Consider the following 23,437-nt stretch of genomic DNA (forward strand, 5'->3'; position numbering starts at 1 on the left):
GCCTCACTTGACCGAATCCGGCTGAACCGTCGCCCACAGCCCGTAGGAGTGGAGGATCTGCACGTCGCGCTCCATCTCCTCCCGAGTGCCGCTGGACACGACGGCTTTGCCTTTCTTGTGCACGTCCATCATGAGTTTTTCGGCCTTCTCCTTGGAGTAGCCGAACACCGTCTGGAAGACGTACGTCACGTAGGACATGAGGTTGACCGGGTCGTTCCAGACGATCGTCACCCATGGCAGGTCGGGCCGGACGTCCGTTGACGGACGCTCGACGGCCATTGGAGCAGTGCTACCCACATCCCCCATCCTGCCCTACCCCGGCCGTAGTCTTCGAGTCGTGGCAATGACCATGAGCACTGCGTTGCTCACAGATCACTATGAACTGACGATGCTTCAGGCGGCACTGCGGAGCGGCGCCGCCCACCGGCGGGCGGTTTTCGAGGTGTTCGCCCGGCATCTACCGGGCGGACGGCGCTACGGGGTTGTCGCCGGGACGGGACGTGTCCTGGACGAGCTGGAGAACTTCCGTTTCGGTGACGAAGAGCTGACCTATCTGCGGGAGAACGAGGTGGTCGACGAGGCGACCCTCGATTTCCTCGCCGGCTACCGGTTCTCCGGAGACGTCTATGGCTACCGCGAGGGCGACGTCTACTTCCCCGCCTCCCCGATCATGGTGGTGGAAGGAACGTTCGCGGAGGCCGTACTCCTGGAGACTTTGACCCTTTCCATCCTCAATCATGACTGCGCCATCGCCTCCGCCGCCTCCCGGATGACGAACGCGGCGGGCAAGCGCCCGATCATCGAGATGGGCTCGCGCCGTACGCACGAGTGGGCCGCCGTGGCCGCCGCCCGCGCCGCCTACATCGCCGGGTTCGCCTCCACCTCCAACCTGATGGCCGGGCGGGTCTACGGCGTACCGACGGCCGGTACGGCGGCGCACGCGTTCACGCTGCTGCACGACTCCGAGCGGGACGCGTTCGAGGCCCAGATCGCCACCCTCGGCCCGGAGACCACGCTGCTGGTCGACACCTACGAGGTGGCCGACGCGGTCCGCACGGCGATCGAGCTGGCCGGCGCCAAGCTGGGCGCGGTGCGGATCGACTCGGGCGACCTGGCGGCGGCCGCGCAGGAGGTGCGCGAGCAGCTCGACGCGCTCGGCGCCTTCAACACGCGCATCGTGGTCACCTCCGACCTGGACGAGTACGCCATCGCCGCCCTGGCCGCCGCCCCCGTCGACGGCTACGGCGTGGGCACCTCGCTGGTGACGGGCTCGGGCGTGCCCACCGCCGCGCTGGTCTACAAGCTGGTGGCGCGCGAGACCGCGGCGGGCGTCATGGAGCCGGTCGCCAAGCGGTCGGTCGGCAAGCCGTCGCGCGGGGGGCGCAAGGAGTCCTACCGTCTGTACGACGAGAGCGGGCACGCCGACACCGAGCTGATCACCACGTCGGGACCGGCGCCGGAGGGCGGCGTGCGGCTGCTGCACCAGCTCGTACGGGACGGCGAGGTCATCGGCAGAGAGCCGTTGACCGCGGCCCGCGAGCGACACGCCGAGACGATCGCACGCCTGCCCCAGGAGGCGCTGCATCTTGGCAGGGGGTATGCGGCGATCGCTACGGAGTTCGCCTGACGTAGGGTGCTTCGTATGGGGACCGCGCTGATCATCGTGGACGTGCAGAACGACTTCTGCGAGGGCGGCAGTCTGCCCGTGGCCGGAGGCTCCGAGGTGGCCGCCGCGATCACCCGCTACGTGGACGACCACGGCTACAACCATGTGGTGGCCACCCGCGACTACCACGTCGACCCGGGCGGCCACTTCTCCGACTCTCCCGACTACGTGACGACCTGGCCCGCGCACTGCGTCGCGGGCACGCCGGGGGCCGACTTCCACCCGGCGTTCGACGTCTCGGCGGTGGAGGAGGTCTTCTCCAAGGGCGCCCACGCCGCCGCGTACAGCGGGTTCGAGGGCGCCTCCGGTGACGACGTGTCGCTGGCCGCCTGGCTGGACGAGCACGGGGTGAGCGAGGTGGACGTGGTGGGGATCGCCACGGACCACTGCGTCCGCGCCACGGCGCTCCACGCGGTCCAGCACGGCCTGGCCGTACGCGTGCTGCTCGACCTCACGGCCGGGGTGGCGCGGGAGACCACGGACCGCGCGCTGGCGGAGCTGAGGGCCGCGGGCGCCGTGCTGCAGGGCACACCGTCCGTGGGCTGACTCTCTTTCGCACGCTGGCTTTCTCTCGTGCGCCGTCCGTGTACTGCCCATCGCGGGCCGCCCGGTGCGCGGCCTTTCCCACGCCGTCCGCGCTCTCTGAGCAACGGCCACGAAGAGTACACGATGCGCGACGCTGCGGTCATATGATATCCAGAAGGCGAACGCTCTCCGCGCTCACCCCGCCACGGAGAGCGATATGACTTCTTCCTGGTGTGAGGTTCCCCATGCTCACCTTTTCCCTCGGCCTCGCCTGGCTGCTGCTCGCCCCGCTCAGCCTCTGGGTGCTCGTCCGCGGGCGCAACGGAGCCAGGGTCGGGGCCGTGGTGACGCTGGCACTGCTGGAGGCGGCCACGGTCGCGATGACCGCCGAGGAGCGGGAGGCCGCGGTCGTCGCCCATGAGGCGCCGCCGAGCGTGTTCTCGATGGCGTGCGCGGCGCGTACGCCGATGCCGCGGACGGCCCGCCTGAGCGGCGCGCGCGACGATCTCACGCTGTCCTGGCCCGCCGCACCCGACGAGTGCGCGACGGCGCAGGTCACGCTCCGCCCCAAGGGGCGCGGGTTGCGCGTCTGGATCCGCGAGGGGCCGACGGTCGGCGAGGGCAAGGGGGCGCGTACGGTGCCCGTACACGTCGCCGGAGGCGCCGCCTCGCTGCGGGTGCCGCTCGACCCGCCCGCCCCCGCACGGCTCAGCCCGGTGGACGGGCGCACCGGCCACCGCATCCCAGCCACGACCGACGACCGTCCTGGCACCTCGGCTGAACGTCCTGGGACCCCAGCCGCGACCGGCAGCCGACGCCCTATGAGATGACGGAGCCCTGCCGCAGCGCCTCGTCCAGATCGGCGTAGACCTCGAACACGTGCCGCAGCCCTGTGATGAACAGCACCCGCCCCATGACCCCCTGAACCCCGCCCAGCAGCAACCGGGTCCCTCTGGCCTCGCACCGCTGCAGCACCTCGACCAGCTCGTTCATCCCCAGGGAGTCGCAGAAGGTGATCTCCCGCAGGTCCATGATCAGGACGGGCATCGCCGGGTGCGCCCAGACGCGCTCCATGTGCTCCCGGAAGACGGGCACCGCGGAGGCGTCGAGATCGCCGTTCAGCCGGGTGACGATGGCGTTTCCCGAGAGGCCGGAAGTGACGACGAGCGTCGATTTACCCGTGGCCCCAGCTGACATGGAAGAAATCCTTCTGTTCATCCCAAGGCAGCCATCGTGGGTCGTAGCCGATGCGGCTGGGCGTGCGCCGAAAGGCCCCAAGCGCGTTACCGACCTATGAATCGGCGCCCGGCACGGCCATGAGCAGGGTCTTCGCTGCCGTGTCCTAACCGTGACACCATTCGGGGCCCAAGGCCACCGGATCGCGAAGATCCCTATCACGCCGACTTGGGGTCGCCCGGCGAGGCGAGTACATCTCCGCCTGCCTGGTCCAGAACGTGGATTATCACGTCTGCCTGGTCCGGGACGCGGACTTGGACGACCGCATCGGCCTGGTGGCCCGGCGAGGAGGGAACCCCTCGCCGGGCGGTGCGCTAGCGTCGCTGGGTGGCCCACTGGCGGATCTTGGCGATCCGTTCCTGGATCTCGGCGGCCGTAGCCTGGGCGATGGGCGGCCCACCGCACGCCCGGCGCAGGTCCGAGTGGATGACGCCGTGGGGTTGGCCGGTGCGGTGGTTCCAGGCGCCCACGAGGCCGTTGAGCTCCCGCCGGAGCTCGGCGATCTGCTCGTGCGGCGCCAGCGCGGGCGGTGCGCTCTCGGCCTTCTTGGCCTTGGCCGCCTGCTGATCCGACTGCCGCTTGCGCAGCAGCGTGGCCACCTGGTCGGGCTCCAGCAGGCCGGGCAGCCCGAGGAAGTCCTCCTCCTCGGCCGAGCCGACCTCCGCCCCGGTGCCGAACTCGCCGCCGTCGTAGAGCACCCGGTCGAACGTCGCCGAGGTCTCCATCATCTCGAACGGCAGCTCGTCACCGACGACGTCTGGATTGTCCTTTTTCCTGTTGGCCTGTTCGAGCAGGCTGTCGTCCAGCCCGTCCTCCGGCGGACGGCGGTTGAGCACGTGGTCGCGCTCCAGCTCCATCTCGTTGGCCAGGCCCATGAGGGTCGGCACCGAGGGCAGGAACACCGAGGCCATCTCACCGCGCTTGCGGGCCCGCACGAAGCGCCCGACCGCCTGGGCGAAGAACAGCGGCGTGGAGGTCGAGGTGGCGTAGACCCCGACGCACAGCCGCGGGATGTCGACGCCTTCGGACACCATCCGGACCGCCACCAGCCAGCGATCACCGGACGCGGCGAACTGCTTGATCTTGTTGGACGCCCCCGGATCGTCGGAGAGCACGACGGTGGCGCCCTCGCCGGAGATGTTGCGCAGGTGGCGGGCGTAGGCGCGGGCCGTCTCGTGGTCGGTCGCGATGACCAGGCCCCCGGCGTCGGGGACGCCGCGCCGCACCTCCGTCAGCCGCCGGTCGGCGGCCTCCATGACCTGGCGGATCCAGTCGCCCTTGGGGTCGAGCGCGGCGCGCCAGGCCTGGGAGAGCTGGTCCTTGGTGAGCGGTGTGCCCAGTGTGGCGGCGAGCTCGTCGCCCGCGCGGGTGCGCCACTTCATCTCCCCGGAGTAGGCCAGGAAGATGACCGGCCGGACGACGCCGTCGTCGAGGGCCGGGCCGTAGCCGTAGGAGAAGTCGGAGACGCTGCGCTTGAGCCCCTCGGTGTCCTCCTCGTAGCCGACGAACGGGATCGGGTTGTCGTCGGACCTGAACGGCGTGCCGGTCAGCTGGAGCCTGCGGGTGGCCGGCTCGAACGCCTCACGGATGCCGTCGCCCCACGACTTGGCGTCACCCGCATGGTGGATCTCGTCGAAGATGATGAGCGTCTTGCGGGCCTCCGTGCGCGCCCTGTGGAGGGCGGGGTGCATGGCGACCTGCGCGTAGGTCACGGCCACACCGGTGTAGTCGCGGGAGGTGGCGCCCTGGCTGTTCTTGAACTCGGGGTCGATGCCGATGCCGACCTTGCCGGCGGCGTCGGCCCACTGGCGCTTGAGGTGCTCGGTGGGAGTGACGATGGTGATCGCCCGGATCACCCCGTTGGCGAGCAGCTCGCTGGCGATGCGCAGGGCGTAGGTCGTCTTGCCCGCGCCCGGCGTCGCCACGGTGAGGAAGTCACGCGGCTCGCGCCTGAAATACAGGTCGAACGCCTCCTGCTGCCAGGCACGCAACTTGGGGGCGGTGCCCCATGCGGCGCGGTCGGGGTAGGAAGGCGAAAGGTGGGATGCGGCGAAGGTGCTCACCGCATCACCTCTGGGGTTCGTGTGCTTCGCTGTCTCACAGTGACCCAAGAGTAATCGGGCCCACCGACAAGACGTGCCGTGCACCGGGGATCCTGGCCAAGCTCATCCTTGCGTGCTAAGGGGCGTACGGGGCTTATCGCACGCTCGACATCACCGCATCGAGCGCCTGCCTTCTGGTCGTTTCTTCGGGTTGGAGCAGGCCAACGAGCAGCACTGCCTTGCCGTCCCGGGTGAGGAGTGTGACACGTAGGTAGGCGGGTGTGTTCGCCACATCCTGGTATTGCGCTCGTAGCGCACGCGTGTGCCCTTGCGGGAGAACTTTGTCCTCCACGATGTCGACCTTGTCGCCTTTGAGCAGCAGCCTGGAGTACAGCTCCGCCGCGTCCTTTGTGGCCTTTGTCACGTCGGCCGTGGGATCGGGGACCGGCCTGGCCATGACGAGCGCGCCACCGCTCCTGGCGGCCGAAGTGAATCCGGTCACAGGCGGCACCTCGGCCTCCTGCCACCCCGCCGGCAGCGTGATCGTCACCCCCGCCCGGGAGTCGCTCAGGCTCGCCGTCGCGGGCGTTGGAACGACCAGCCGCAGCACCACCATGACCAACGCCGCGATCAGCCCGGTGGCCAGGACCACTGTGAGCACCGCCCCTGCAGGCCGCCGCCACCGGCGCCCCCGTACCCGCCCTGACAGGCCGGGATCGGCGGGCACCCCGTAGTGGCGGGCGGACGGGGGCAGGGACTCCCAGGGCACCTGCGGATCGCCATCGTCCCGCTCAAGCCCTCGCCCGGCGGTGCGCCGCAACCGCGGATTCCAGAGATCCTCCGGCTCGTCCCCCTCCTCGCCCTCGGGATCGCCCCTGCCGTGCCACGAATCCCTCCCGCCGACCTCGTCATCGTCGCTCGCAGACCCCCACCGCACCCACCCGAGCCCACTGGCCAAGGGATTTCGCCGCACAGCCCCGCCATCGCGGCCCCGCCGTGAGGAACCGTCATCGTTGAGGGGGTCCCGCCGTGAGAAGCCGTCCTCGCGCCCGGGATCCCGCTGCGTGGGCCTGTCACCGCCCAGGGTGCCCCGCCGCGCGGCGCCGCCATCGCGTAGAGGGTCCCGCACCACCCCGTCCTCGCGTAGAGGGTCCCGCGCGGCCCGGCCATCGCGCAGGAGGTCCCGCGCCGTCCCGTCCTCGCGTAGAGGGTCCCGCGCGGCCCCGCTATCACGTAGGGCGCCCCGCCGCGAGGACCCGACATCGCGTACGGGCTCTCGCCGCCCGACCCGCGGGTAAGGATCCCCGCCCCTGCGCCCCGGGCTCGGCGCCTCCTCGCGCCGTTGAGACGCCGTGCCGGATGACCGCTTGGCCTCCGTGCCGGATGACCGCTGAGGCGCCGTGTCCGACGACCGCTGAGTCGCGGGGGCAGGCGACCGCAGGGGCGCCGTGTCCGACGACTGCTGAGTCGCGGGGGCAGGCGGCCGTAGGGGCGCCGTATCGGACGACCGCTGAGACGCTGTGCCGGATGACCGCTGGGGCTCGGGGTCAGATGAGCTTTGGGGCCCGGAGTCAGACGACCGCTGGGGCTCGGGGTCGTCGGGCGGAGACGCGGGAGGTGTGCGGCGGTGCCTGGCTCCCGAGCTCGGCGGCCAAACGCGGCGATCGTCCTCCATGACACCTCCTGCCCGCTGTCCTATCACTCCTGCCCGCGCGGGTCCGGCGTTCCGTGATCGCTGTGACAGGAGGGACAAGAATCACCCTTGAACCGGGTCAGTCGGAACGAGTGCGAGAGGCGAGAAGGGTCGCGCCGAGCGATATGGCCGACATCAGACAGCAGATGACCACGAAGCCCCGCGCGATCATCCCCGGGCTGTGCCCGATGACGTTGATCAACGCGCCGCCGAGCCCCACCGCCAGCGCGGACCCCAGCATGTCCGTCACCGAGAGCGCGGCGGAGTTGGCCCCCTGCTCGTTGACCGGCGACTGCTTGAGCGCCGTGACGCTGACCGTGGTCATTCCTATGCCCATCCCGAATCCCGCCACGATCCACGCCGGCACCGCGACCCAGCCGGTGACCCCGGGCAGGACCGACAGCAGCCCGAGCAGTACCCCCGTCATGACGCAGGCGGCTCCCGTCCGGATCCGCCTGTGCGGCTCGACCGAGCGCCTGCTCTGCAGGTAGGACCCGGTCGACCAGCCGAGGGCCCCGGTCGTGAGCGCGATGCCCGCCGCCGTGGGGCCGAACGACTTGACCTGCTGGAGGGCAAGAGGGATGAAGGAGTTCACGCCGAAGAAGGCCGCCGAGAACAGGCCGCGCATCATGATCGTGGTCGGCAGCCCCCGGCTGAAGCGCAGGGCGCCCGGCGGCAGCAGCTTGGCCAGGCCGTACCCGAGGCAGACCAGCCCGACCAGGACCGCGACGGCGCTCGGCACCGGCGAGACATGAAGCTTGTCCACGCCGTACAGCAACACGCCCGCCCCACCAGCTGAGGCGGTGGCGGCCACGGTCATCGCCAACGGCCTGGAACGCGCCCCTTCCACCGACCCACCACCCGCGCCAGACGAGCCGGATGAGCCGGACGAGTCGGGCAAGTCGGCCGAGCCCGCGTCCCCGGAGGCCTGGGACGCGTCCGGCTCGTGGGCGGGCTTGTTCAGTGCGGGGACCAGCATGACCAGGGCAGGCACCACGAGCGGGATGATCCCGAAGAACACCCACCGCCACCCCAACGTGTCCGCCACGAACCCGGCCACGGCCGGCCCGACCATGGCGGGCACCACCCACGCCGCCGACAGCCCCGCGAACACCTTGGGCCGCACGTCAGCCGGATAGACCCGGGCGATCATCACGTACACGGCGACGATCGTGCATCCGGCGCCCAGCCCCTGCACGGCCCGCGCGGCCAGGAACAGCACCTTGGTCGACGCCGCCCCCGCCAGCCCCATCCCGACCACGAACAGCACCACCCCGACCAGGAACGGGATCGTGTACCCCCGCCGATCCGACCAGAGCCCGGACACCACGTTCGCGAACAGGCTGGCGATGAGGAAGGCCGAGAAGCTCAGGCCGTAGAGGTCGAGCGCGTCGAGTTGCTGGGAGATGACCGGCATGACCACGCCCACCGACATGCCCTCGAAGGCGATCAGCGTGATCACCAGCAGGATGCCGATGGTGGCCGTCCGATAGGCCGAACCGAAGATGCGAGGTTGATCGTACGGAGTGTCGAGTGCCTTCGGTGCTGTCACCCAAACATCCTAGTTGTGCCGCTATTTCAGGACGACGCACCAGTCAGCGCGACGGGGCACGTCAACGCAGCGCACATGTCAGCGCGGCGCCCCGTCAGAGGGCGGACAGCGAGCCCCGGCCCCGGTAGACGGCCCACATCTGGTGCATGCGTTTCGCCTGCTCCGCCGTGAACTCCCACATGCACCGGTCATGCGCGTAGTCCATGTAGTTGTGGATGGGGTCCAGACCCCGCTCCGCGCAGGTCTCCTTGGAGTCGGGGCAACCTTCCGTGGGCCTGGCCTCGGGTGGGGTGTCGGCGATGCCGTCGCCCGGGTACGCGCAGCCGTTCTCGAAGGTGTGGAAGAGGCCGAGCCAGTGGCCGATCTCGTGTACGCCGGTGTAGCCGCGGTTGTAGTTGACCAGCGCGCCGCCGGGCAGGCTGCGCCAGTCGATGACGACGCCGTCGAGGGTGGGACTGTCCTTGTACCAGTAGGGGTAGGTGGAGAAGCCGAGGACGAGGTCGCCCAGCTGACCGATGTAGAGGTTCAGGGTCTCGGGGCCGCCCCGGCGCAGGGCGGACTTCATGGCGCGCTCGTTGCCGATCGGGTCGATGAACCAGGAGGCGTCCTCCTTGACCGAGATGCCGTCGAGGCGGAAACGCACCCCGGTGGCGGCGCCGCCCAGCGCGCCGCTGTAGGCGGAGTTGAGCGCGTCGATCTGCGCCCTGACGTCCGCGTTGGAGGCCCGCCTGACGCCGTCGGTGAGTACGTGCACCCAGGTAGGAACGATCACCTCGTCCGGGACCGTCACCCCGGCGAGCCGCTGGGCGAGCTCGGTCAGCACCTGGTCGACGTCCCGTGGCCGGGGCTGCCGCGGCCCCAATGACCGCGGGTCGTCCCCCAGCCCCGAGACCGGCCTCCGCGCCCCACTGGACCCACCGTCGCGGGCCACGGCGCCATCGTGGGCAGCGCGCAGACCCACCTCGCGCGGCGAGTCCGCGGCGGCGCAGTCAGGTGCGGCCGGGGCCCCCGAGGCGGGACGGAGCGGCGGTGTGAGCCCGGCCGCGAGCAGGCATGCCAACGAGACGGCGGTCGCGCGCCGGGCCATGCAATCCCCCGTTACGGTATGAGTAGGTCCGTATGCAGACCGTAGCTCTACCGTGGGTGATCACACGTGATCAACACTCACTCGTTGTTGTCGTCGCCGCCCGACGGCAGCCCCTCGTAGATCTCCTTGCACTCGGGGCACACCGGATATTTCTTGGGGTCGCGGCTGGGCACCCAGACCTTGCCGCACAGGGCCCGGATCGGCGTGCCGGTTACCATGCTCTCGGTGATCTTGTGCTTGTCCGCGTAGTGCGCGAACCGCTCATGATCGCCGTCGCCATGCGACGTCCGCGGGGTGGTCTCCTGCTCAGGGAGGATCTTCGTGCTCACGCCACCGAGTCTATGCCCGCCTCCGAGCGTGTCTTCCCGGTCGAGATCGTTCAGCCCACCCCTTGGACACGCGTACGGCCCCCGCCACCAGGCGAGGGCCGTACAGAGGAAAAGAAGGGTCAGCCCATGTGCACCGGCGCGCCCTCGGTCTTGCGGCCGCTCTTGACGAACAGCGCCAGAACCGCGGTGAGGACCGCGATGCAGGTGCTGACCAGGAAGGCCAGGTGCATGCCGTCCATGAACGCGTTGTGCACGGCCCCGCCCACCAACTGCTGGAGCTGCTGCGGGGTGCCGGCCGGGAGCCCGCCGAACGCGGCGGCCTTCTCCAGCAGCGACAGCTGCTCCGGCGGGATCCCCTTGGCCGCGGGGCCGAGGTACCCGGGCAGCTTGCCGGCGATCTCGGAGGCCATGACGGCGCCCAGGATCGCGGTGCCGAGCGCGCCGCCGACCTGCATGGCCGACTGCTGCAGACCGCCCGCGACACCGCTGAGCTGAATCGGGGCGTTGCCCACGATGATCTCGGTGGCGCCGACGAAGACCGGCGAGAGGCCGAACGCCAGTAGTACGAACGGGATGGCGCTCTGGACGAACGAGGCGTCGATGCTCAGCTGCGACATGAGGAACATCGCGGCCGCGGTGATCAGCAGGCCGGTGGCCATCGTGATCTTCGGACCGACCCTGCCGATCATCATGCCGGCCAGCGGCGAGGCCACGATCATGCCGGCGCTCATCGGCAGCATGCGCAGGCCCGCGTCCAGCGGGCTCAGACCGTGAACGCCCTGGAAGAAGAAGCCGAGGAAGAACATCGCGCCGAACATGGCGAACGCCACCATCATCATCAACACGGTGCCGATGGAGATGGACGGGTTCTTGAACAGCGACAACGGGACCAGCGGCTGCTTGGCCCTGCTCTGCCAGAAGATGAAGGCGGCGATGAGCACCACGAACCCGGCGATGAAGGCGAGCGTCGTGCTGTCGCCCCAGCCCCACTCGGGGGCCTTGATGATCGTCCAGACGAGCGCGAACATCGCGCCCGACAGCAGCACCACGCCGAGCCAGTCGATCCTGGCCAGCGACGGGATGCGGTTCTCCTTGATGAGGAAGATGCCCATGATCAGGGCGATGATCCCGACCGGCGCGTTGATGAAGAAGACGGACTGCCAGCTGACGTTCTCGACCAGGACGCCACCCACGATCGGGCCGGCCGCGCTGGACAGGCCGATGATGGCGCCCCAGGCGCCCATGGCCTGGTTCAGCTTCTCACCCGGGAAGGCACCACGCAGCAGAGCAAGGGCGGCGGGCTGAAGCAGGGCGCCGAACAGGCCCTGCAGCACCCGCAGAGCGATCAGCGCGCCGACCGGCGACAGGCCCGGAACGATGTCCGACAGCTGCTGGCTGAGGCCGATGCCGACCGAGGAGAGCGCGAACCCCGCGACGCCGATCAGGAAGACCCGCTTGTGTCCGAACAAGTCCCCGAGCTTGCCCGCCGTGATCAGGAACACCGCCAGCGCCAGCAGGTAACCGCTGGTCACCCACTGCAGATCGGACAACGACGCGCCCAGATCGTGCTGGATGGACGGGTTGGCGATGCCGACCACGGTGCCGTCGAGCATCACCATGATGACGCCCAGGCAGACAGCCAGAAGCACCAGCCATGGGTTGCCGCCCCCGGTCCCCGTCTCCCTGGGGCCGGGCGACGACGGCGCGTCGACCGTCCTCGCGTGAGCCATGAAGTCCCCCTCAATGCCGCCCCATAACGGGGCATAAGTCACTTAAGCCTCAGGTAATCTATGGCAGTCCATGACAGATGACAAACGAGTTTCATTTGTCGGACTATGACTTATGGCACACTATGACAGGAAGGTTTCTAGGGAGTGACGCAAGTGGGTCTAAGGGAACGCAAGAAGGAGAAGACGCGCCTGGCGATCCTCGACGCCGCGCTCGACCTGTTCCTCGAACAAGGGTACGACTCGACCACCGTGGATCAGATAGCGGGGTCGGTCGAGATCTCCCCGCGGACGTTCTTCCGCTACTTCACCAGCAAGGACCATCTCGTGCTGTGGTACCACGACCAGGGCGAGGAGATCATGCAGGAGACCTTGCGGACCCGCCCGGCCGATGAGCCCCCGTTCACCTCGATGATCCACGCGGTGCGCGCGGTCGCGCGCGACATGGAGGACTCAACACCCGAGGACACGGCGAGATTCCTGAAGTTGCGGCGGCTTCTTGAGGAGAATCCGCGCCTGGTGGGCCTGTCCGTCGCCAGAGGCGCGGAGACGGAGCGGCGCCTGGCCGTCGAGATCGCCGCCCGCAGGGGCGTCGACGTTACGACCGATCAGCGTACGCACCTTATCGTCGCGTTCGCGATGTCGACGCTCCGGGTCGGGTTCGACTGCCCGCAGCCGGACGTGCCGGACATGCGGATCATCGTGGACCGCATGGAGGAGACCCTCGAACTCGCCCAGAACGCCTTCCGCCCCGGCTGGGACGTCTAGCTCGGCGCCGGGTCGCCCGGCTCGGCACCCCAAGGGCGTCGTCACACGACCACCTCAATCCCCGTGACGGTCCGCCGTGGCTGGGGCCTCTCGGAGAGATACCCCCTCCGGGGCTCCGTCGGCGAGATACCCCGCCGGGGGCGAGGAAGCTGACAGTCCGGCGCGGCACAGGCCACCAGGGGGATGCGCCCCTTCGAGGAGGAGGGACGGACACCGGCGAGCGTTCGCGGACTCCGCTAGTTCAGCGTCGGGTCGTCCGGGCAAGTCGCCACGAAGGCCAGTTCGCCCGGCTGGCGCCGCAGGACGTTGCGCCACAGGGAGCCGGGGTCGGTGTGGAAGGTGTCGCCTACTTCCGAGTCGACGACGTACCAAGCCCCTTCGGCGATCTCGCTCGCCAGTTGCCCGGACGTCCAGCCGGCGTAACCGGCGAAGATTCGCATCTGCGCGATCTCGCCCTGCAGGATCTCGGGCGGCGCGTCCAGGTCGACGGTGCCCAGGCGGGAGACGGCGGGCGTGCCCGCGTGCAGCCTGCGCCAGCCCAGCGGCTCCTCGCCGCTCGGCACCGCGGCCAGCGCCAGCGCGCTGTCGGTCTGCACCGGACCGCCCTCGAACAGCACAGGTGGCCCGGTCACCAGCGGGTCCCACACCGGCAGCACCTGCGTCACCGAGATGTCGCTCGGCCTGTTCAGCACTACGCCGAGAGTGCCGCCGTCGAGGTCGTGTTCGAGGATCAGCACGACGCTACGACGGAAGTTGGGGTCGTCGAGAAGCGGCGTCGCCACCAGTAAACCGCCGACGTAGATCGCTTCCGCCATACCTCCATCATGAAGGGTCAACCCCACATCTCGCTCCCCCACCACCTGGATGTTACTTTCTGTAGCCATACGGGCACTATAGGTACCAAAGATCGCTATCCTGCGGGCTCGGGAGGAGCTAATGGGCATCGTGAACCGTCGCACGCTCGCCCTCCTGCCGCTCGGCATGTGGCTGGTCCTCCCCGCCGCGGTGTGGGCAGGGGCGACGTCCGACGCCGGCGACCCGTTCACGATGTCCGCCGCGCGGCCCGCCTGCGGCAACGGGCAGACGCTGGTCACGTTGCGCAACCAGACCCGCCAGCTGGCCCGCTTCGATCTCAAGGCCGACTCGGCCAGTGTCGCCACCGGGTCCATCCCCGCCCGTAAGTCGGTGACCCGGAAGGTTCACGTCGGCCGGGGGCACAGCATGGAGATCGAGGCGTTCTCGGTCACCGCCGGCCAGCCCGACACGCTGATCGACTCGACGCGGGTACGCAACACCTGCTCCCGACGCCAGAGCCGCCATCTCCTCCATACGAGCCGCCACCTCCCCCGCACCGGCCCGCCGACCGACCTGCTCGCCAAACTGGCCACGGCGGGTGGACTGCTCCTCACCGGCGCGGTCTTCTGGTGGTACAGCGCCATCTGGCCACGCGGGTCCTTCTGATCCCGCACGACCCAAGCCCGTACGACCTGGTGGAAATCGGACATCAAGCAGTTCAGCCCAGGTCGCCGCCGAGCAGCCGTACCGTGCCGGAGGTGGCCCTGATGAGGCCGAGGAGGATTCGGATGTTCGTGGACTTTCTCGCGCCGTTCGGCCGAGGAAGCCGTGCACCTCGCCGCCGCGTCCGCTCAGGGTTTCAGCGGGAGGCCTGGTCGAGCACCTTGGCGAGGTCGGCGATGGCGGTCCTGGCCGACTCGATGCGCCTGGTCTGCGCCTCGTCGGTCCAGCCGAGCCGCAGCCCTTCCGCGGCCACCTCGTCGAACGCGGTGAACGCGGCGAGCTTCTGCCGGATGACCTTGGACCAGGCGTCGTCCTCGATCTGGTAGTAGACGGTCCGCTCCCCTGGCCTGCGGAACCTGCGGATGAGTTTGATGGACGTCAGGAGCTGCATGTTCGTCGTGAGCGACGCGCGGCTCGCGCCGATGGCGTCGGCGATCTCGCCCGCGGTCTGCGCCGGCGGGTCGCACGCCATGAGCCAGCCCAGGACGCGGCCGGTGATCGGGGCGAGGCCCCATTCCGCGGAGACGAACCCGGCCACCCGCTCGACCCATTCGAGCACCTGCTCGCGGTCGGGGCCGTCCTGCGTACTCATGCGGTCATCCTAACGTTCAGCTTCGTTGCCAGTCATTTCAGACTAAACTGAAACAACGGGCAATGACAAGCCGGTGTTTACTGGTCGCATGATCCTGGTTCTGGGCGCCACCGGCAGGACCGGGCGGCGCGTCGTCGCCGGTCTGCGGGATCGCGGCGTGCCGTTACGCGCCGCCTCCCGGTCGTCGTCCGCGCGTTTCGACTGGGACGACGCGCGTACGTGGGGCTCCGTCGTCGTGGACGTTTCCGTGATCTACCTGGTGACGCCCGAGGACCCCACGTTCTCGGCGGAGCAGGTGGCCTCGTTCCTGGCGCTCGCGCGGGCGGCCGGAGTGCGGCGGGTCGTGCTGCTGTCCGGGCTGAGCGCCGGGTACGGGAGCGCGCCGATGGCCTCGCGCGAGACGGCCGTGCTGGAGGCCGGGATGGAATGGACGATCCTGCGGCCGGGCGCCTTCCAGCAGAACTTCGCGACCGTGGGCAACAAAGGGGAGCTGCGGGTGCCGCTGGGGCCGGAGCCGTACACCGCGCCCATCGCCGTCGCCGACATCGCCGAGGCCGCGGTGGCCGTGCTCACCGGCGAAGGGCACGCGGGCCGGATCTACCCGCTGGCGGGGCCGCGCGCCCTGTCGTACCCCGAGCTCCTCGCGATCGTCTCGCGCGAGACGGGGCGTACGGTGGTGTACGTGGACGAGCCGGTCGAGCGATGGACGGAGCGGACCCGGGCCGCCGGCGTCTCGGAGGCGGCCATGAACTGGTCCCTGGAGACCTTCGAGGCCATCCGCCGCGGCGAGTACGCGCGGCTCCACGACGGGGTCCAGCGGATCCTCGGGCGCCCGCCCAGGGAGTTCACCGTACGCGAGACATCCGCCTGAGCCGCCGCTCCCACGCGCCTCCCCTCCTGCGGCTGGGCCATCGCGCCGGGAGCCCGCAACCTCCTCACCACCGCCCTGCACCCGACCTCAACGGGCTGGTACGGCCAAGTCGCGCACGGCCTCATCCCGCACGCCCTGATCTCGCGCCTGATCCCGTCCGGCAACGCGACCGGCAACGCGACCGGCAGGGCCGTCACCCGATGAAGGCCCCGTTGCGGGCCGCCACCAGAGCGCGCGTCGCCGACCGCTCGGCCGTCGCCTTGTCCACCGGCTCCTTGCTGACCAGCAGGCGGTAGTAGAGGGGGGCCGAGATCGCCCGGATGACCTCGTGGCCGTCGGTGCCCTCCGGGAGCTCGCCGCGCCCGATCGCCAGGTCGATTGATTTGCCCCACTCCGTGATCCGGCGCTCGTAGAAGGTGCTCAGGGCGGCCGCCGCCTCCTTGTCGCAGGTGGCCGCCGCGATGACGGCCTGCAGCGTGGCGCCCAGACGTTCATCCGTGATGGCGGCCAGGACGCTCAGGGCGTTGGCCCGCAGGTCCTCCTCGATCGTGCCGGTGTCCGCGTGCGCGGCGGACTGGTCGGCCAGCTCCGTCATGAGGTCGGCCACCAAGCCCGCCGCACCTGCCCAGCGACGGTAGACCGTGGTCTTCCCCACGCCCGCCCGGGCGGCCACCGCGTCCATGCTGAGGCCGTGGAATCCGTGGAGCACCAGCTCATCCTGGGTCGCTTCCAGAACCGCCGCCCGGACCCGGGCCGTGCGGCCACCGGGGCGCACCGTTCCAGCCAAACGGGAATCCTGTTCCATTAAGGCTCCTTAGCGTGCTAGCGTCATCTCATCTTAACGGAACTAGAGACCCATTAGGGGGATGACATGTCCGTGGCCATGCAAGCCGTCCGGATGACGGGGCGGCAGCGACTGGTCCTGGTGCTGTTGCTCGGCTCCCAGTTCATGCTCGCCGTCGACTTCTCCATCCTGAACGTCGCCCTGCCGGTGATCGGCGCCGGACTCGGGTTCGAGCTGGCCGACCTGCAATGGGTGGCGACCGCGTTCGCGCTCGCGGCGGCCGGGTTCACGTTGCTGTTCGGCCGGATCGCGGACCTGTTCGGGCGGCGCCGGTTGTTCCTGGGCGGGATGGCGCTGCTCGGGCTCTCCTCGCTGGCGGGCGGGCTGGCCGGCTCGCACGGCATGCTCCTGGTCGCCAGGGTGGCCCAGGGGCTGGCCACCGCCGCCGTCACCCCGGCCGCTCTGGCGCTGCTGACCACCTCGTTCCCCGAGGGGCCGCTGCGGGCGCGGGCGCTGGGGCTGAACGGGGCGCTGATGTCGGCCGGTTTCACCTCCGGCGCGATCCTGGGCGGGCTGCTGACGGATCTGCTGAGCTGGCGGTGGGCGTTCTTCGTGAACGTCCCGGTCGCGCTCGCCGTCCTGGCCGCCGCCCCGGCCCTGCCCGCCGAGAGCCGCCTCGCGGACCGGCCCAAGATGGACCTGCCGGGCGCGGTGACGGTGACCACGGGCCTGCTGGCCCTGGTGTACGGGCTCACCCGCGCGGGCGAACACGGCTTCGCCGACCCGGCCGGGATCGGCGGACTGCTGGCGGGGGCGGGGCTGCTGGTCGCGTTCTGGTTCGTCGAACGGCGGGCGCAGGCACCGCTGGTGCCGGTGACGATCCTGGCCAGGGCCGGCGTGAAGTGGGGAAACCTAGCGGGATTGGTCGCGTTCGCCACGGAGACCTCACTGGTCTTCCTCATGACCCTCTACCTGCAGAAGGTCCTCGGCTACTCGCCCCTGGCCACGGGGCTGGCGTTCGGAGTGCTCGGGCTCGGCACGGTTCTCGGCGGTCTCGCGGCCCCGCGCGTGCTGTCCCGCCTCGGCAACCGCAGGACACTGGCGACCGGCTTCGCGGTGCAGGCCGCGGCGACGGCGGCGTTGGCCCTGCTCGGCCCGGAGGCAGGCTGGATCTGGCTGCTCCTGGTGGCCACCTTCGTCGGCGGCGTCGGCAACATGCTGGCGATCGTCGCCTTCATGGTGACCGCCACCTCGGGCCTGCCCGCCTCCGAACAGGGCCTGGCGACGGGCCTGGCCACTATGACACAGCAGATCGGCATCACGATGGGCATCCCGATCATGAGCGCGACAGCGACGGCCGCCATGGGCACGATCCTGCAAGGAGTGACGACCGCGGTCCTGATCAACGCGGCCCTGGTCCTGGCGATGGCCGCCCACAGCGCGATCAGAAGGGACGACCTTTCATGACCGCCCCCGCCGCACAGCCGGCCGGCCGCTGAACGTCTTCGACGAGGCGGGCGCCAGGGATCGGTTACCGCCGCTGCGAGCGATAGCCACGGCCGACGCCCAGTCTCGCCCTCCGGGCGAACCACCGCGTCATCCCTGCGGTCACGAAAGAGCCACCACCGGCCGAGAAGAAGAGTCGGTACCAGCCCCGTCAGTGTGGCCACCGGCCCAGGAAGAGTCGGCACCAGCCCAGGAAGAGTCGCCACCGGCCCAGCAGGTGCCGCCACCGGCCCAGAAGACGCCGTAACGGCGCCCGGCCACGCACCGGTCAGCGGCCGTCTTCCTGGAGGCCCTCAACCCCGGTCGGCGGGTGGCGGTGGGTGCGGCTGTGCCGTAAAAGAAAAATCAGGCTTCTGTGAAACCCCTCGCCCTACCCCCCGCCGAGTCGCGGACGGCGGCGGCCACGGCCGTCGCCACGTCCGGGTGGAACACGCTCGGCACGATGTAGTTGGGCCCGAGCTCCTCCGGAGACACCACGGCCGCCAGCGCGTGCGCCGCCGCCAGCAGCATCTCCTGGCTCACCTCGGTCGCCTGGGCGTCGAGCAGGCCGCGGAACACGCCCGGGAACGCCAGCACGTTGTTGATCTGGTTGGGATAGTCGGAGCGGCCGGTCGCCACCACGGCCGCGTGCTCGCGGGCGTCGTCGGGCGACACCTCGGGCTCCGGGTTGGCCAGGGCGAACACCACCGCGCCGTCGGCCATCGTGGCGATGTCGTCGCCGGTCAGGATGCCCGGCGCGGACACCCCGATGAACACGTCGGCGCCCTTGACCGCCCCGCGCAGGTCGCCCGAGTAGCCTTCGGCGTTGGTGTGGTCGGCGATCCAGTGGAGCGACTCGTCGAGGTCGTCGCGGCCCTTGTGCACGGCGCCGAGGTAGTCGCAGACGATGACGTTGCGCGCGCCCGCCGCGAGGAGCAGGCGCAGCACCGCGTTGCCCGCCGCGCCCGCGCCCGCCATGGCGATCTTGACGCCCTCGATGGGCTTGCCCACCACGCGCAGCGCGTTGGTGAGCGCGGCCAGCACGCAGATGGCGGTGCCGTGCTGGTCGTCGTGGAAGACCGGGATGTCGAGCAGTTCGCGCAGCCGCCGCTCGACCTCGAAGCAGCGCGGCGCGCCGATGTCCTCGAGGTTGATGCCGCCGAAGCCCGGCGCGATGACCTGGACCGTGCGGACGATCTCGTCGACGTCCTGCGTGTCGAGGCAGATCGGCCAGGCGTCGATGCCCGCGAAGCGTTTGAACAGGGCCGCCTTGCCCTCCATGACCGGCAGCGCCGCCTCGGGGCCGATGTTGCCCAGGCCGAGCACGGCGGAGCCGTCGGTGACGACGGCGACCGTGTTGCGCTTGATGGTCAGGCGCCGCGCGTCCTCCTTGTTGCGCGCGATGGCCATCGACACGCGCGCCACACCGGGGGTGTAGGCCATGGACAGCTCGTCGCGGTTGCGCAGCGGGACCTTCGACACCATCTCGATCTTGCCGCCGAGGTGCATGAGGAAGGTGCGGTCGGAGACCTTGTGGATGACCACGCCGTCGACGGATTCGAGCTGGTCGACGATCTCCTGCGCGTGGTCGGTGTCCCTGGCCGCGCAGGTGACGTCGATGCGCAGCTTCTCGTGACCCGCGTTGGTGACGTCGAGCGCGGTGACCACACCACCCGCCGACTCCACGGCGTGGGTGAGCTGGCTGACGGCCTTGCCGCCTGCGGGCACCTCAAGCCGCACGGTGATCGAGTACGAGACACTAGGGACGGTCGCCACGTCAATTGCTCCTTTGGGACTGACCAAGAAGTTATCCCATGGTAGGGCGGGTTCGGTCAGTCGAGTGCCTCGGCCGCCGTCGCGATCAGATCTACGCAGGTCGCTACAGGAATGCTCGTACTATCAATAACCAGGTGATATAGGGACGAATCCGACGGATCCGCCCGATAGAAGTGGCGTACGTACGCCGTGCGCGCGCGGTCGTTGTCCTCGACGATCTTGCGCGCCTCACGCTCGCTGAGCTCGCCCAGCGTGGCGGTCTGCCGCACCCGGCGTTTGAGCGGAGCGTCGAGCCTGACGTGCAGCGCGCCGGGATGGTCGGCCAGCACGAGTGCCCCCGCCCTGCCCAGGAAGACACCGCCCCGGTCCCGCGCGGTGTCCACGAGCAGGCGTTCGGTACGGCGGACGAACTCCTCCTGCGCGATCGGCATCGCGCCGGGGACGTACATGTCGACGCCGCCGAAGGTGACCGTCGGCAGCCGCATCGCACCGGAGAGCAGCCTGCCGAGGCCGTGTTCGGCCCGGTCGTCGTGAGCCAGCGCCTCCTCCAGCGTGCAGCCGAGCTCCTCGGCGACGGCGCTGGGGATGGCCCGGTCGACGAAGGGCACGCCCAGGCGTTCGGCCACGGCCGGACCTATGTGGCTACCGGCCGTGCCATATGTCGCCGAGATCGTGACGACCCGCATATGTCCAGGTTAGAACAACGCGCTGGACAAAGCTCTACGTGCCTTGGCCAAAGAAGGGTCTTCGGCGGGTAGCGCGTCGAACAGGCCGAGCAGGTGACGCCGGGCCTTGTCCCGATCGTCGCCCGAGGTGCGCTTGACCACGCCGATGATCCGGTCGAACGCCTCGTCGATCGCGCCCGACAGCATCTCCAGGTCGGCGGCGAGCAGCTGGGCGTCGATGTCGGCCGGGTCCTGCAGGCGACGCTGCACGTCGGCCGGGTCGACGTCGGCGGTCCGCTTGATCAGGCCGACCCCCGCCAGCCCCATCTTCGCGTCCTCGTTGGCCGGCGAACGGGCCAGCAGCCGCTGGTAGGCCGCCTCGGCGGCGTCGAGGTCGCCCTTGTCGACGGCCTCCTCGGCGGCCAGCACGTCGGGGTCGGCGGGCGGGCCGGCGGGCTCGTCCTGCCGCTCCCCCACCTCGGCCGGGCGGGCGTCGGGGTTGGCCTGGTAGAACTGCTCGACGGCGCCCATCAGCTCGTCGAGCCAGCGGCGCACCTCCTGCTCGGGCAGCACCTGCTGGAAGCCGGTGACGGCCTGCCCCTGGAAGATGGCCAGCACGGTCGGCACCGCCTGCACCCGCAGCGCCTGCGCGATCTGCGGGCTGCCGTCGACGTTGACCTTGGCCAGGATCGCCCGGCCGCCCATCTCGCCGACCACTTTCTCCAGCACCGGACTGAGCTGGGCACTGCCGGGAGCACGTGGCGACCACAGGTCGAGGACGACCGGCACGCTCATCGAGCGGTCGATGACCTCGGTGGTGAACGTCTCCTCGGTCACGTCGATGATCGAGCCCGACGCGGCCGCCTGGGGACCCCCGGCCTCCCGCCGGGACTGTGCCTCGAGTGCCTGCTTACGCGCGCCCAGATCCACGGCTCCGTAGAGCGACCCAGGCCTAGAGAAGTCCGCCATGCTCCTCATCTTGCCGCATGGACGCGGCGGAGAAGTCACCCGCCGCCACCCTCAGCGTGCGCAACCGGTCAAAGAGCTGCCGCAGCTCGTCCTCGCCGTACATGGTGAGACCGAAGTCCGCAGCCATCAGATCGGCCGTGGCCCGCTGCACGACGTCACGTCCGGCGTCGGTGATCTCGGCGAGCACCCCTCGGCCGTCCTGCGGATTGGGCATCCGGCAGACGAATCCCGACTTCTCCAGCCGGTCGATGGTGTTGGTCACACTCGTCGGATGCACCATGAGCCGCTCGCCGATCTTCCACAGCGGAAGGGCCCCGGCCCTGCTGAAGGTCAGCAGCACCAGGGCCTCGTACCTGGCGAAGGTCAGCTCGTACGGCTTGAGGAGCGAGTCGAGTTGCGACAGCAGGATCTGGTGGGCTCTCATGATCGAGGTGACGGCGGCCATGGCGGAGGAGGCCCCGAAGTGAGCGCGCCAGGTCTCCGCGGCGCGGTCGATGGGATCGAACGGCAGGTTGAGCGGCTTGGGCTGCGACACAGCGCTACCGTAGCGCGCCGCTCGTCCTGATTAGTATGGTTACGGAGAGCGATCGGACTCACGGCTTGACCAAGAATCCGGACGTCAATCATCACGCTCCGTTATGGTTCTCGCATCGAATGGTGACGCGGAAGCCAAGTTCACTCGCCGTGGGGACCGGCCCGAACTGAATCGCTTCCGCCGCGCCGACACGGGGCACGGGGGGTGCTTGGTGATCTTCAATGGAAAAACGGGTGCGTGAGCACGCGGGCGTTACACGTGAGGAGTTGAAGCAGAGCGCGGCCGTCACGGTTGCCGTGCTCCTTGCGCTCGGCTTGATCGCGGCGTGGAGCGTCCTGATTCCTGGTGTAGACGCGTGGGAAAATATCGTGGCCGCGGTCATCGGTTCGCTCCGGCTGACCGGGCCCGTGGCCGCCGCCTTCGCCGCGTGGGTGGCGATGCGCAAGCGCAGGGCGCTGCGCGGCCGCTCACTGACGACCTGGCGGGCGCTGAAGGCCCCGCTGGCGATCGTCGTGGTGGTGCTGGGCTCGTTCAGCGCGACCGTGCTGGTGCTGGCCATCAAGACGGTGCTCACCGAGCAGTCGGGGCGGCTGAGCCTGGCCGGGCTCGGCGTGGGCATGGCCGGGCTGGCCCTCTACTCGGTGATCGGGTGGATCACCGGCTGGTTGCTGCCCAGGGCCTGGACGCCGCCGCTGGCCGGATTGGCCTGCTATGGCCTGTTCACCTGGCTGGCCGGCGGCCGGGGCTGGGCCGACAAGCTGGCGCCCGGCACGGGCGAGCCGTACGACCTGTTCCAGGGGCTCGGCGGCACGGCCTTCCTCGACCAGACGGTCTGGCTGCTGGGCATCACGGCGGCGCTGCTGCTCGGCTGGGCGGCGGTGGTGACCAGGCAGGCCCTGGTGCTGGCCTGCGCCCTGCTGGCCGTGCTCGCCGCGGGCACGGGGGTGGCCCGGCTGCTGGGCGCGACCAAGCCCGCCGCCGCCCAGGGGATCGCCTACAGCTGCCAGGACTGGCCGATCACGGTCTGCCTGCATCCGGGCATGCGCGCGGGCCTGACCGAGCTGGGCGCGGCCTTCACCAAGATCGCGTCGCGGCTGGCGGGCACGCCCGCCGGGTTCACCCGGGTCGAGCAACGGCCGCTGGAAGAGCCGCTGCAGCCGTCCGCGGGGCTCGCGCAGATCCACGTGCCCGACCTGTCGGCGGGCTTCGCCGACGAGGCTGTGTACGAGTACGTCGAGTCGCTGGCCGCCAAGTGCCCCGACACGCCCGCCGGCGGCTACCGCGAGATCGTGGTGGCCTGGCTGCGCGGCGAGCCGCTGCCGGGTGGGCCGCTGCCGGAGCACCAGTACGCGGCGGCCTGGTTCTCCGGGCTGAGCGAGCACCAGCGGCGCGAGTGGCTGCGCATGTTCTTCAGCGACTTCCAGGCGTGCAAACTGTCGAGTACGCACTTCGGCGGCGGGCCGGCGGGTGCCGCGGCGGCTCCGGTGGCGGCCTCGACGGGCTCGCCACAGGTCTATCCGGTCTATCCGAATCCCAGCGACGAAGAGCGCTCTACCGACTGGGGATCGGAGATGTCACCTAAAAGCTGGCAATGATGATCGATCGTCGGGTAGTCAA

General features: G+C 70.0%; 23 protein-coding genes. 8 read left to right on the forward strand and 15 right to left on the reverse strand.

The window, feature by feature from the left end; genetic code table 11:
• Positions 1–3 precede the first annotated feature (3 nt).
• Complete coding sequence (clpS, locus tag ACQP2T_RS48505; RefSeq protein WP_372454859.1) at positions 4–279, reverse strand: ATP-dependent Clp protease adapter ClpS; 276 nt, start codon at positions 277–279, stop codon at positions 4–6.
• Between the two features lie 64 nt (positions 280–343).
• Here clpS and ACQP2T_RS48510 point away from each other — a divergent pair, with 64 nt between their 5' ends.
• From ACQP2T_RS48510 to ACQP2T_RS48520, 3 genes are all read left to right on the forward strand, one after another.
• The gene (locus ACQP2T_RS48510) at positions 344–1,627 is read left to right on the forward strand and encodes a nicotinate phosphoribosyltransferase (RefSeq protein WP_433511582.1); all 1,284 of its coding nucleotides are present in this window, start codon (positions 344–346) and stop codon (positions 1,625–1,627) included.
• A gap of 15 nt (positions 1,628–1,642) precedes the next feature.
• Positions 1,643–2,212 carry a nicotinamidase gene (locus ACQP2T_RS48515; protein ID WP_433511583.1) on the forward strand — a complete coding sequence of 190 codons (570 nt, stop codon included), beginning with the start codon at positions 1,643–1,645 and terminating at the stop codon, positions 2,210–2,212.
• Between the two features lie 224 nt (positions 2,213–2,436).
• Entirely contained in the window at positions 2,437–3,021 is a 585-nt protein-coding gene (locus tag ACQP2T_RS48520; protein WP_433511584.1) for a hypothetical protein, read from the forward strand.
• Here the strand turns inward: ACQP2T_RS48520 and ACQP2T_RS48525 are convergent.
• From ACQP2T_RS48525 to ACQP2T_RS48555, 7 genes are all read right to left on the reverse strand, one after another.
• Positions 3,011–3,388: an anti-sigma factor antagonist gene (locus ACQP2T_RS48525; RefSeq protein ID WP_433511585.1), complete on the reverse strand. Its 378-nt coding sequence runs from the start codon at positions 3,386–3,388 to the stop codon at positions 3,011–3,013. The two genes, ACQP2T_RS48520 and ACQP2T_RS48525, sit on opposite strands and share 11 nt — an antisense overlap.
• A gap of 353 nt (positions 3,389–3,741) precedes the next feature.
• Complete coding sequence (locus ACQP2T_RS48530; protein ID WP_433511586.1) at positions 3,742–5,490, reverse strand: DEAD/DEAH box helicase; 1,749 nt, start codon at positions 5,488–5,490, stop codon at positions 3,742–3,744.
• 133 nt (positions 5,491–5,623) lie between these two features.
• Positions 5,624–6,406: a hypothetical protein gene (locus tag ACQP2T_RS48535; protein WP_433511587.1), complete on the reverse strand. Its 783-nt coding sequence runs from the start codon at positions 6,404–6,406 to the stop codon at positions 5,624–5,626.
• 835 nt (positions 6,407–7,241) lie between these two features.
• Positions 7,242–8,714, reverse strand: a complete 1,473-nt coding sequence (locus tag ACQP2T_RS48540; RefSeq protein ID WP_433511588.1) for an MFS transporter — start codon at positions 8,712–8,714, stop codon at positions 7,242–7,244.
• 94 nt (positions 8,715–8,808) lie between these two features.
• Entirely contained in the window at positions 8,809–9,801 is a 993-nt protein-coding gene (locus ACQP2T_RS48545; RefSeq protein ID WP_433511589.1) for a zinc metalloprotease, read from the reverse strand.
• A gap of 77 nt (positions 9,802–9,878) precedes the next feature.
• Positions 9,879–10,130, reverse strand: coding sequence for a DUF3039 domain-containing protein (locus ACQP2T_RS48550; protein ID WP_225290405.1), 252 nt, complete (start codon positions 10,128–10,130; stop codon positions 9,879–9,881).
• A gap of 119 nt (positions 10,131–10,249) precedes the next feature.
• On the reverse strand, positions 10,250–11,860 hold the full coding sequence (locus ACQP2T_RS48555) for an MFS transporter (protein WP_433511590.1): 1,611 nt from the start codon (positions 11,858–11,860) through the stop codon (positions 10,250–10,252).
• A gap of 153 nt (positions 11,861–12,013) precedes the next feature.
• Here ACQP2T_RS48555 and ACQP2T_RS48560 point away from each other — a divergent pair, with 153 nt between their 5' ends.
• The gene (locus tag ACQP2T_RS48560) at positions 12,014–12,625 is read left to right on the forward strand and encodes a TetR family transcriptional regulator (protein WP_433511591.1); all 612 of its coding nucleotides are present in this window, start codon (positions 12,014–12,016) and stop codon (positions 12,623–12,625) included.
• Positions 12,626–12,861: 236 nt separating this feature from the next.
• On the opposite strand, the gene ACQP2T_RS48565 is transcribed toward ACQP2T_RS48560, so the two are convergent.
• Entirely contained in the window at positions 12,862–13,440 is a 579-nt protein-coding gene (locus ACQP2T_RS48565; RefSeq protein ID WP_225290402.1) for a YqgE/AlgH family protein, read from the reverse strand.
• A 130-nt stretch (positions 13,441–13,570) separates the two neighbouring features.
• Between ACQP2T_RS48565 and ACQP2T_RS48570 the strand changes: the two genes are divergently transcribed.
• On the forward strand, positions 13,571–14,086 hold the full coding sequence (locus tag ACQP2T_RS48570) for a hypothetical protein (RefSeq protein ID WP_433511592.1): 516 nt from the start codon (positions 13,571–13,573) through the stop codon (positions 14,084–14,086).
• Positions 14,087–14,279: 193 nt separating this feature from the next.
• Here ACQP2T_RS48570 and ACQP2T_RS48575 read toward each other — a convergent pair whose 3' ends face one another.
• A complete protein-coding gene (locus ACQP2T_RS48575) occupies positions 14,280–14,735 on the reverse strand; it encodes a GbsR/MarR family transcriptional regulator (protein WP_433511593.1) in 456 nt (151 codons plus the stop codon).
• A gap of 88 nt (positions 14,736–14,823) precedes the next feature.
• On the opposite strand from ACQP2T_RS48575, the gene ACQP2T_RS48580 reads away from it, so the two are divergent.
• Entirely contained in the window at positions 14,824–15,606 is a 783-nt protein-coding gene (locus ACQP2T_RS48580) for an NAD(P)H-binding protein (RefSeq protein ID WP_433511594.1), read from the forward strand.
• A gap of 193 nt (positions 15,607–15,799) precedes the next feature.
• On the opposite strand, the gene ACQP2T_RS48585 is transcribed toward ACQP2T_RS48580, so the two are convergent.
• On the reverse strand, positions 15,800–16,411 hold the full coding sequence (locus ACQP2T_RS48585) for a TetR/AcrR family transcriptional regulator (RefSeq protein WP_433511595.1): 612 nt from the start codon (positions 16,409–16,411) through the stop codon (positions 15,800–15,802).
• 66 nt (positions 16,412–16,477) lie between these two features.
• On the opposite strand from ACQP2T_RS48585, the gene ACQP2T_RS48590 reads away from it, so the two are divergent.
• A complete protein-coding gene (locus tag ACQP2T_RS48590) occupies positions 16,478–17,857 on the forward strand; it encodes an MFS transporter (protein ID WP_433511596.1) in 1,380 nt (459 codons plus the stop codon).
• A gap of 384 nt (positions 17,858–18,241) precedes the next feature.
• Here ACQP2T_RS48590 and ACQP2T_RS48595 read toward each other — a convergent pair whose 3' ends face one another.
• Genes ACQP2T_RS48595 through ACQP2T_RS48610 form a run of 4 tightly spaced genes read right to left on the reverse strand, consistent with a single transcriptional unit; the run spans position 18,242 to position 21,820 of the window.
• Entirely contained in the window at positions 18,242–19,651 is a 1,410-nt protein-coding gene (locus ACQP2T_RS48595; protein ID WP_357942727.1) for an NAD-dependent malic enzyme, read from the reverse strand.
• A 56-nt stretch (positions 19,652–19,707) separates the two neighbouring features.
• Positions 19,708–20,337, reverse strand: a complete 630-nt coding sequence (locus ACQP2T_RS48600; protein ID WP_357942725.1) for an AAA family ATPase — start codon at positions 20,335–20,337, stop codon at positions 19,708–19,710.
• A 9-nt stretch (positions 20,338–20,346) separates the two neighbouring features.
• Positions 20,347–21,285 (reverse strand): tetratricopeptide repeat protein, encoded by a 939-nt coding sequence (locus ACQP2T_RS48605; RefSeq protein WP_433511597.1) that lies wholly within the window; start codon positions 21,283–21,285, stop codon positions 20,347–20,349.
• Positions 21,269–21,820, reverse strand: a complete 552-nt coding sequence (locus tag ACQP2T_RS48610) for a MarR family winged helix-turn-helix transcriptional regulator (RefSeq protein ID WP_433511598.1) — start codon at positions 21,818–21,820, stop codon at positions 21,269–21,271. The genes ACQP2T_RS48605 and ACQP2T_RS48610 overlap by 17 nt, the downstream gene beginning before the upstream one ends.
• A 233-nt stretch (positions 21,821–22,053) precedes the next feature.
• Between ACQP2T_RS48610 and ACQP2T_RS48615 the strand changes: the two genes are divergently transcribed.
• The gene (locus ACQP2T_RS48615; protein WP_433511599.1) at positions 22,054–23,415 is read left to right on the forward strand and encodes a hypothetical protein; all 1,362 of its coding nucleotides are present in this window, start codon (positions 22,054–22,056) and stop codon (positions 23,413–23,415) included.
• Positions 23,416–23,437: the final 22 nt, after the last annotated feature.

The sequence above is a fragment of the Nonomuraea sp. CA-143628 genome, from assembly GCF_050942315.1.
GTDB lineage: Bacteria > Actinomycetota > Actinomycetes > Streptosporangiales > Streptosporangiaceae > Nonomuraea.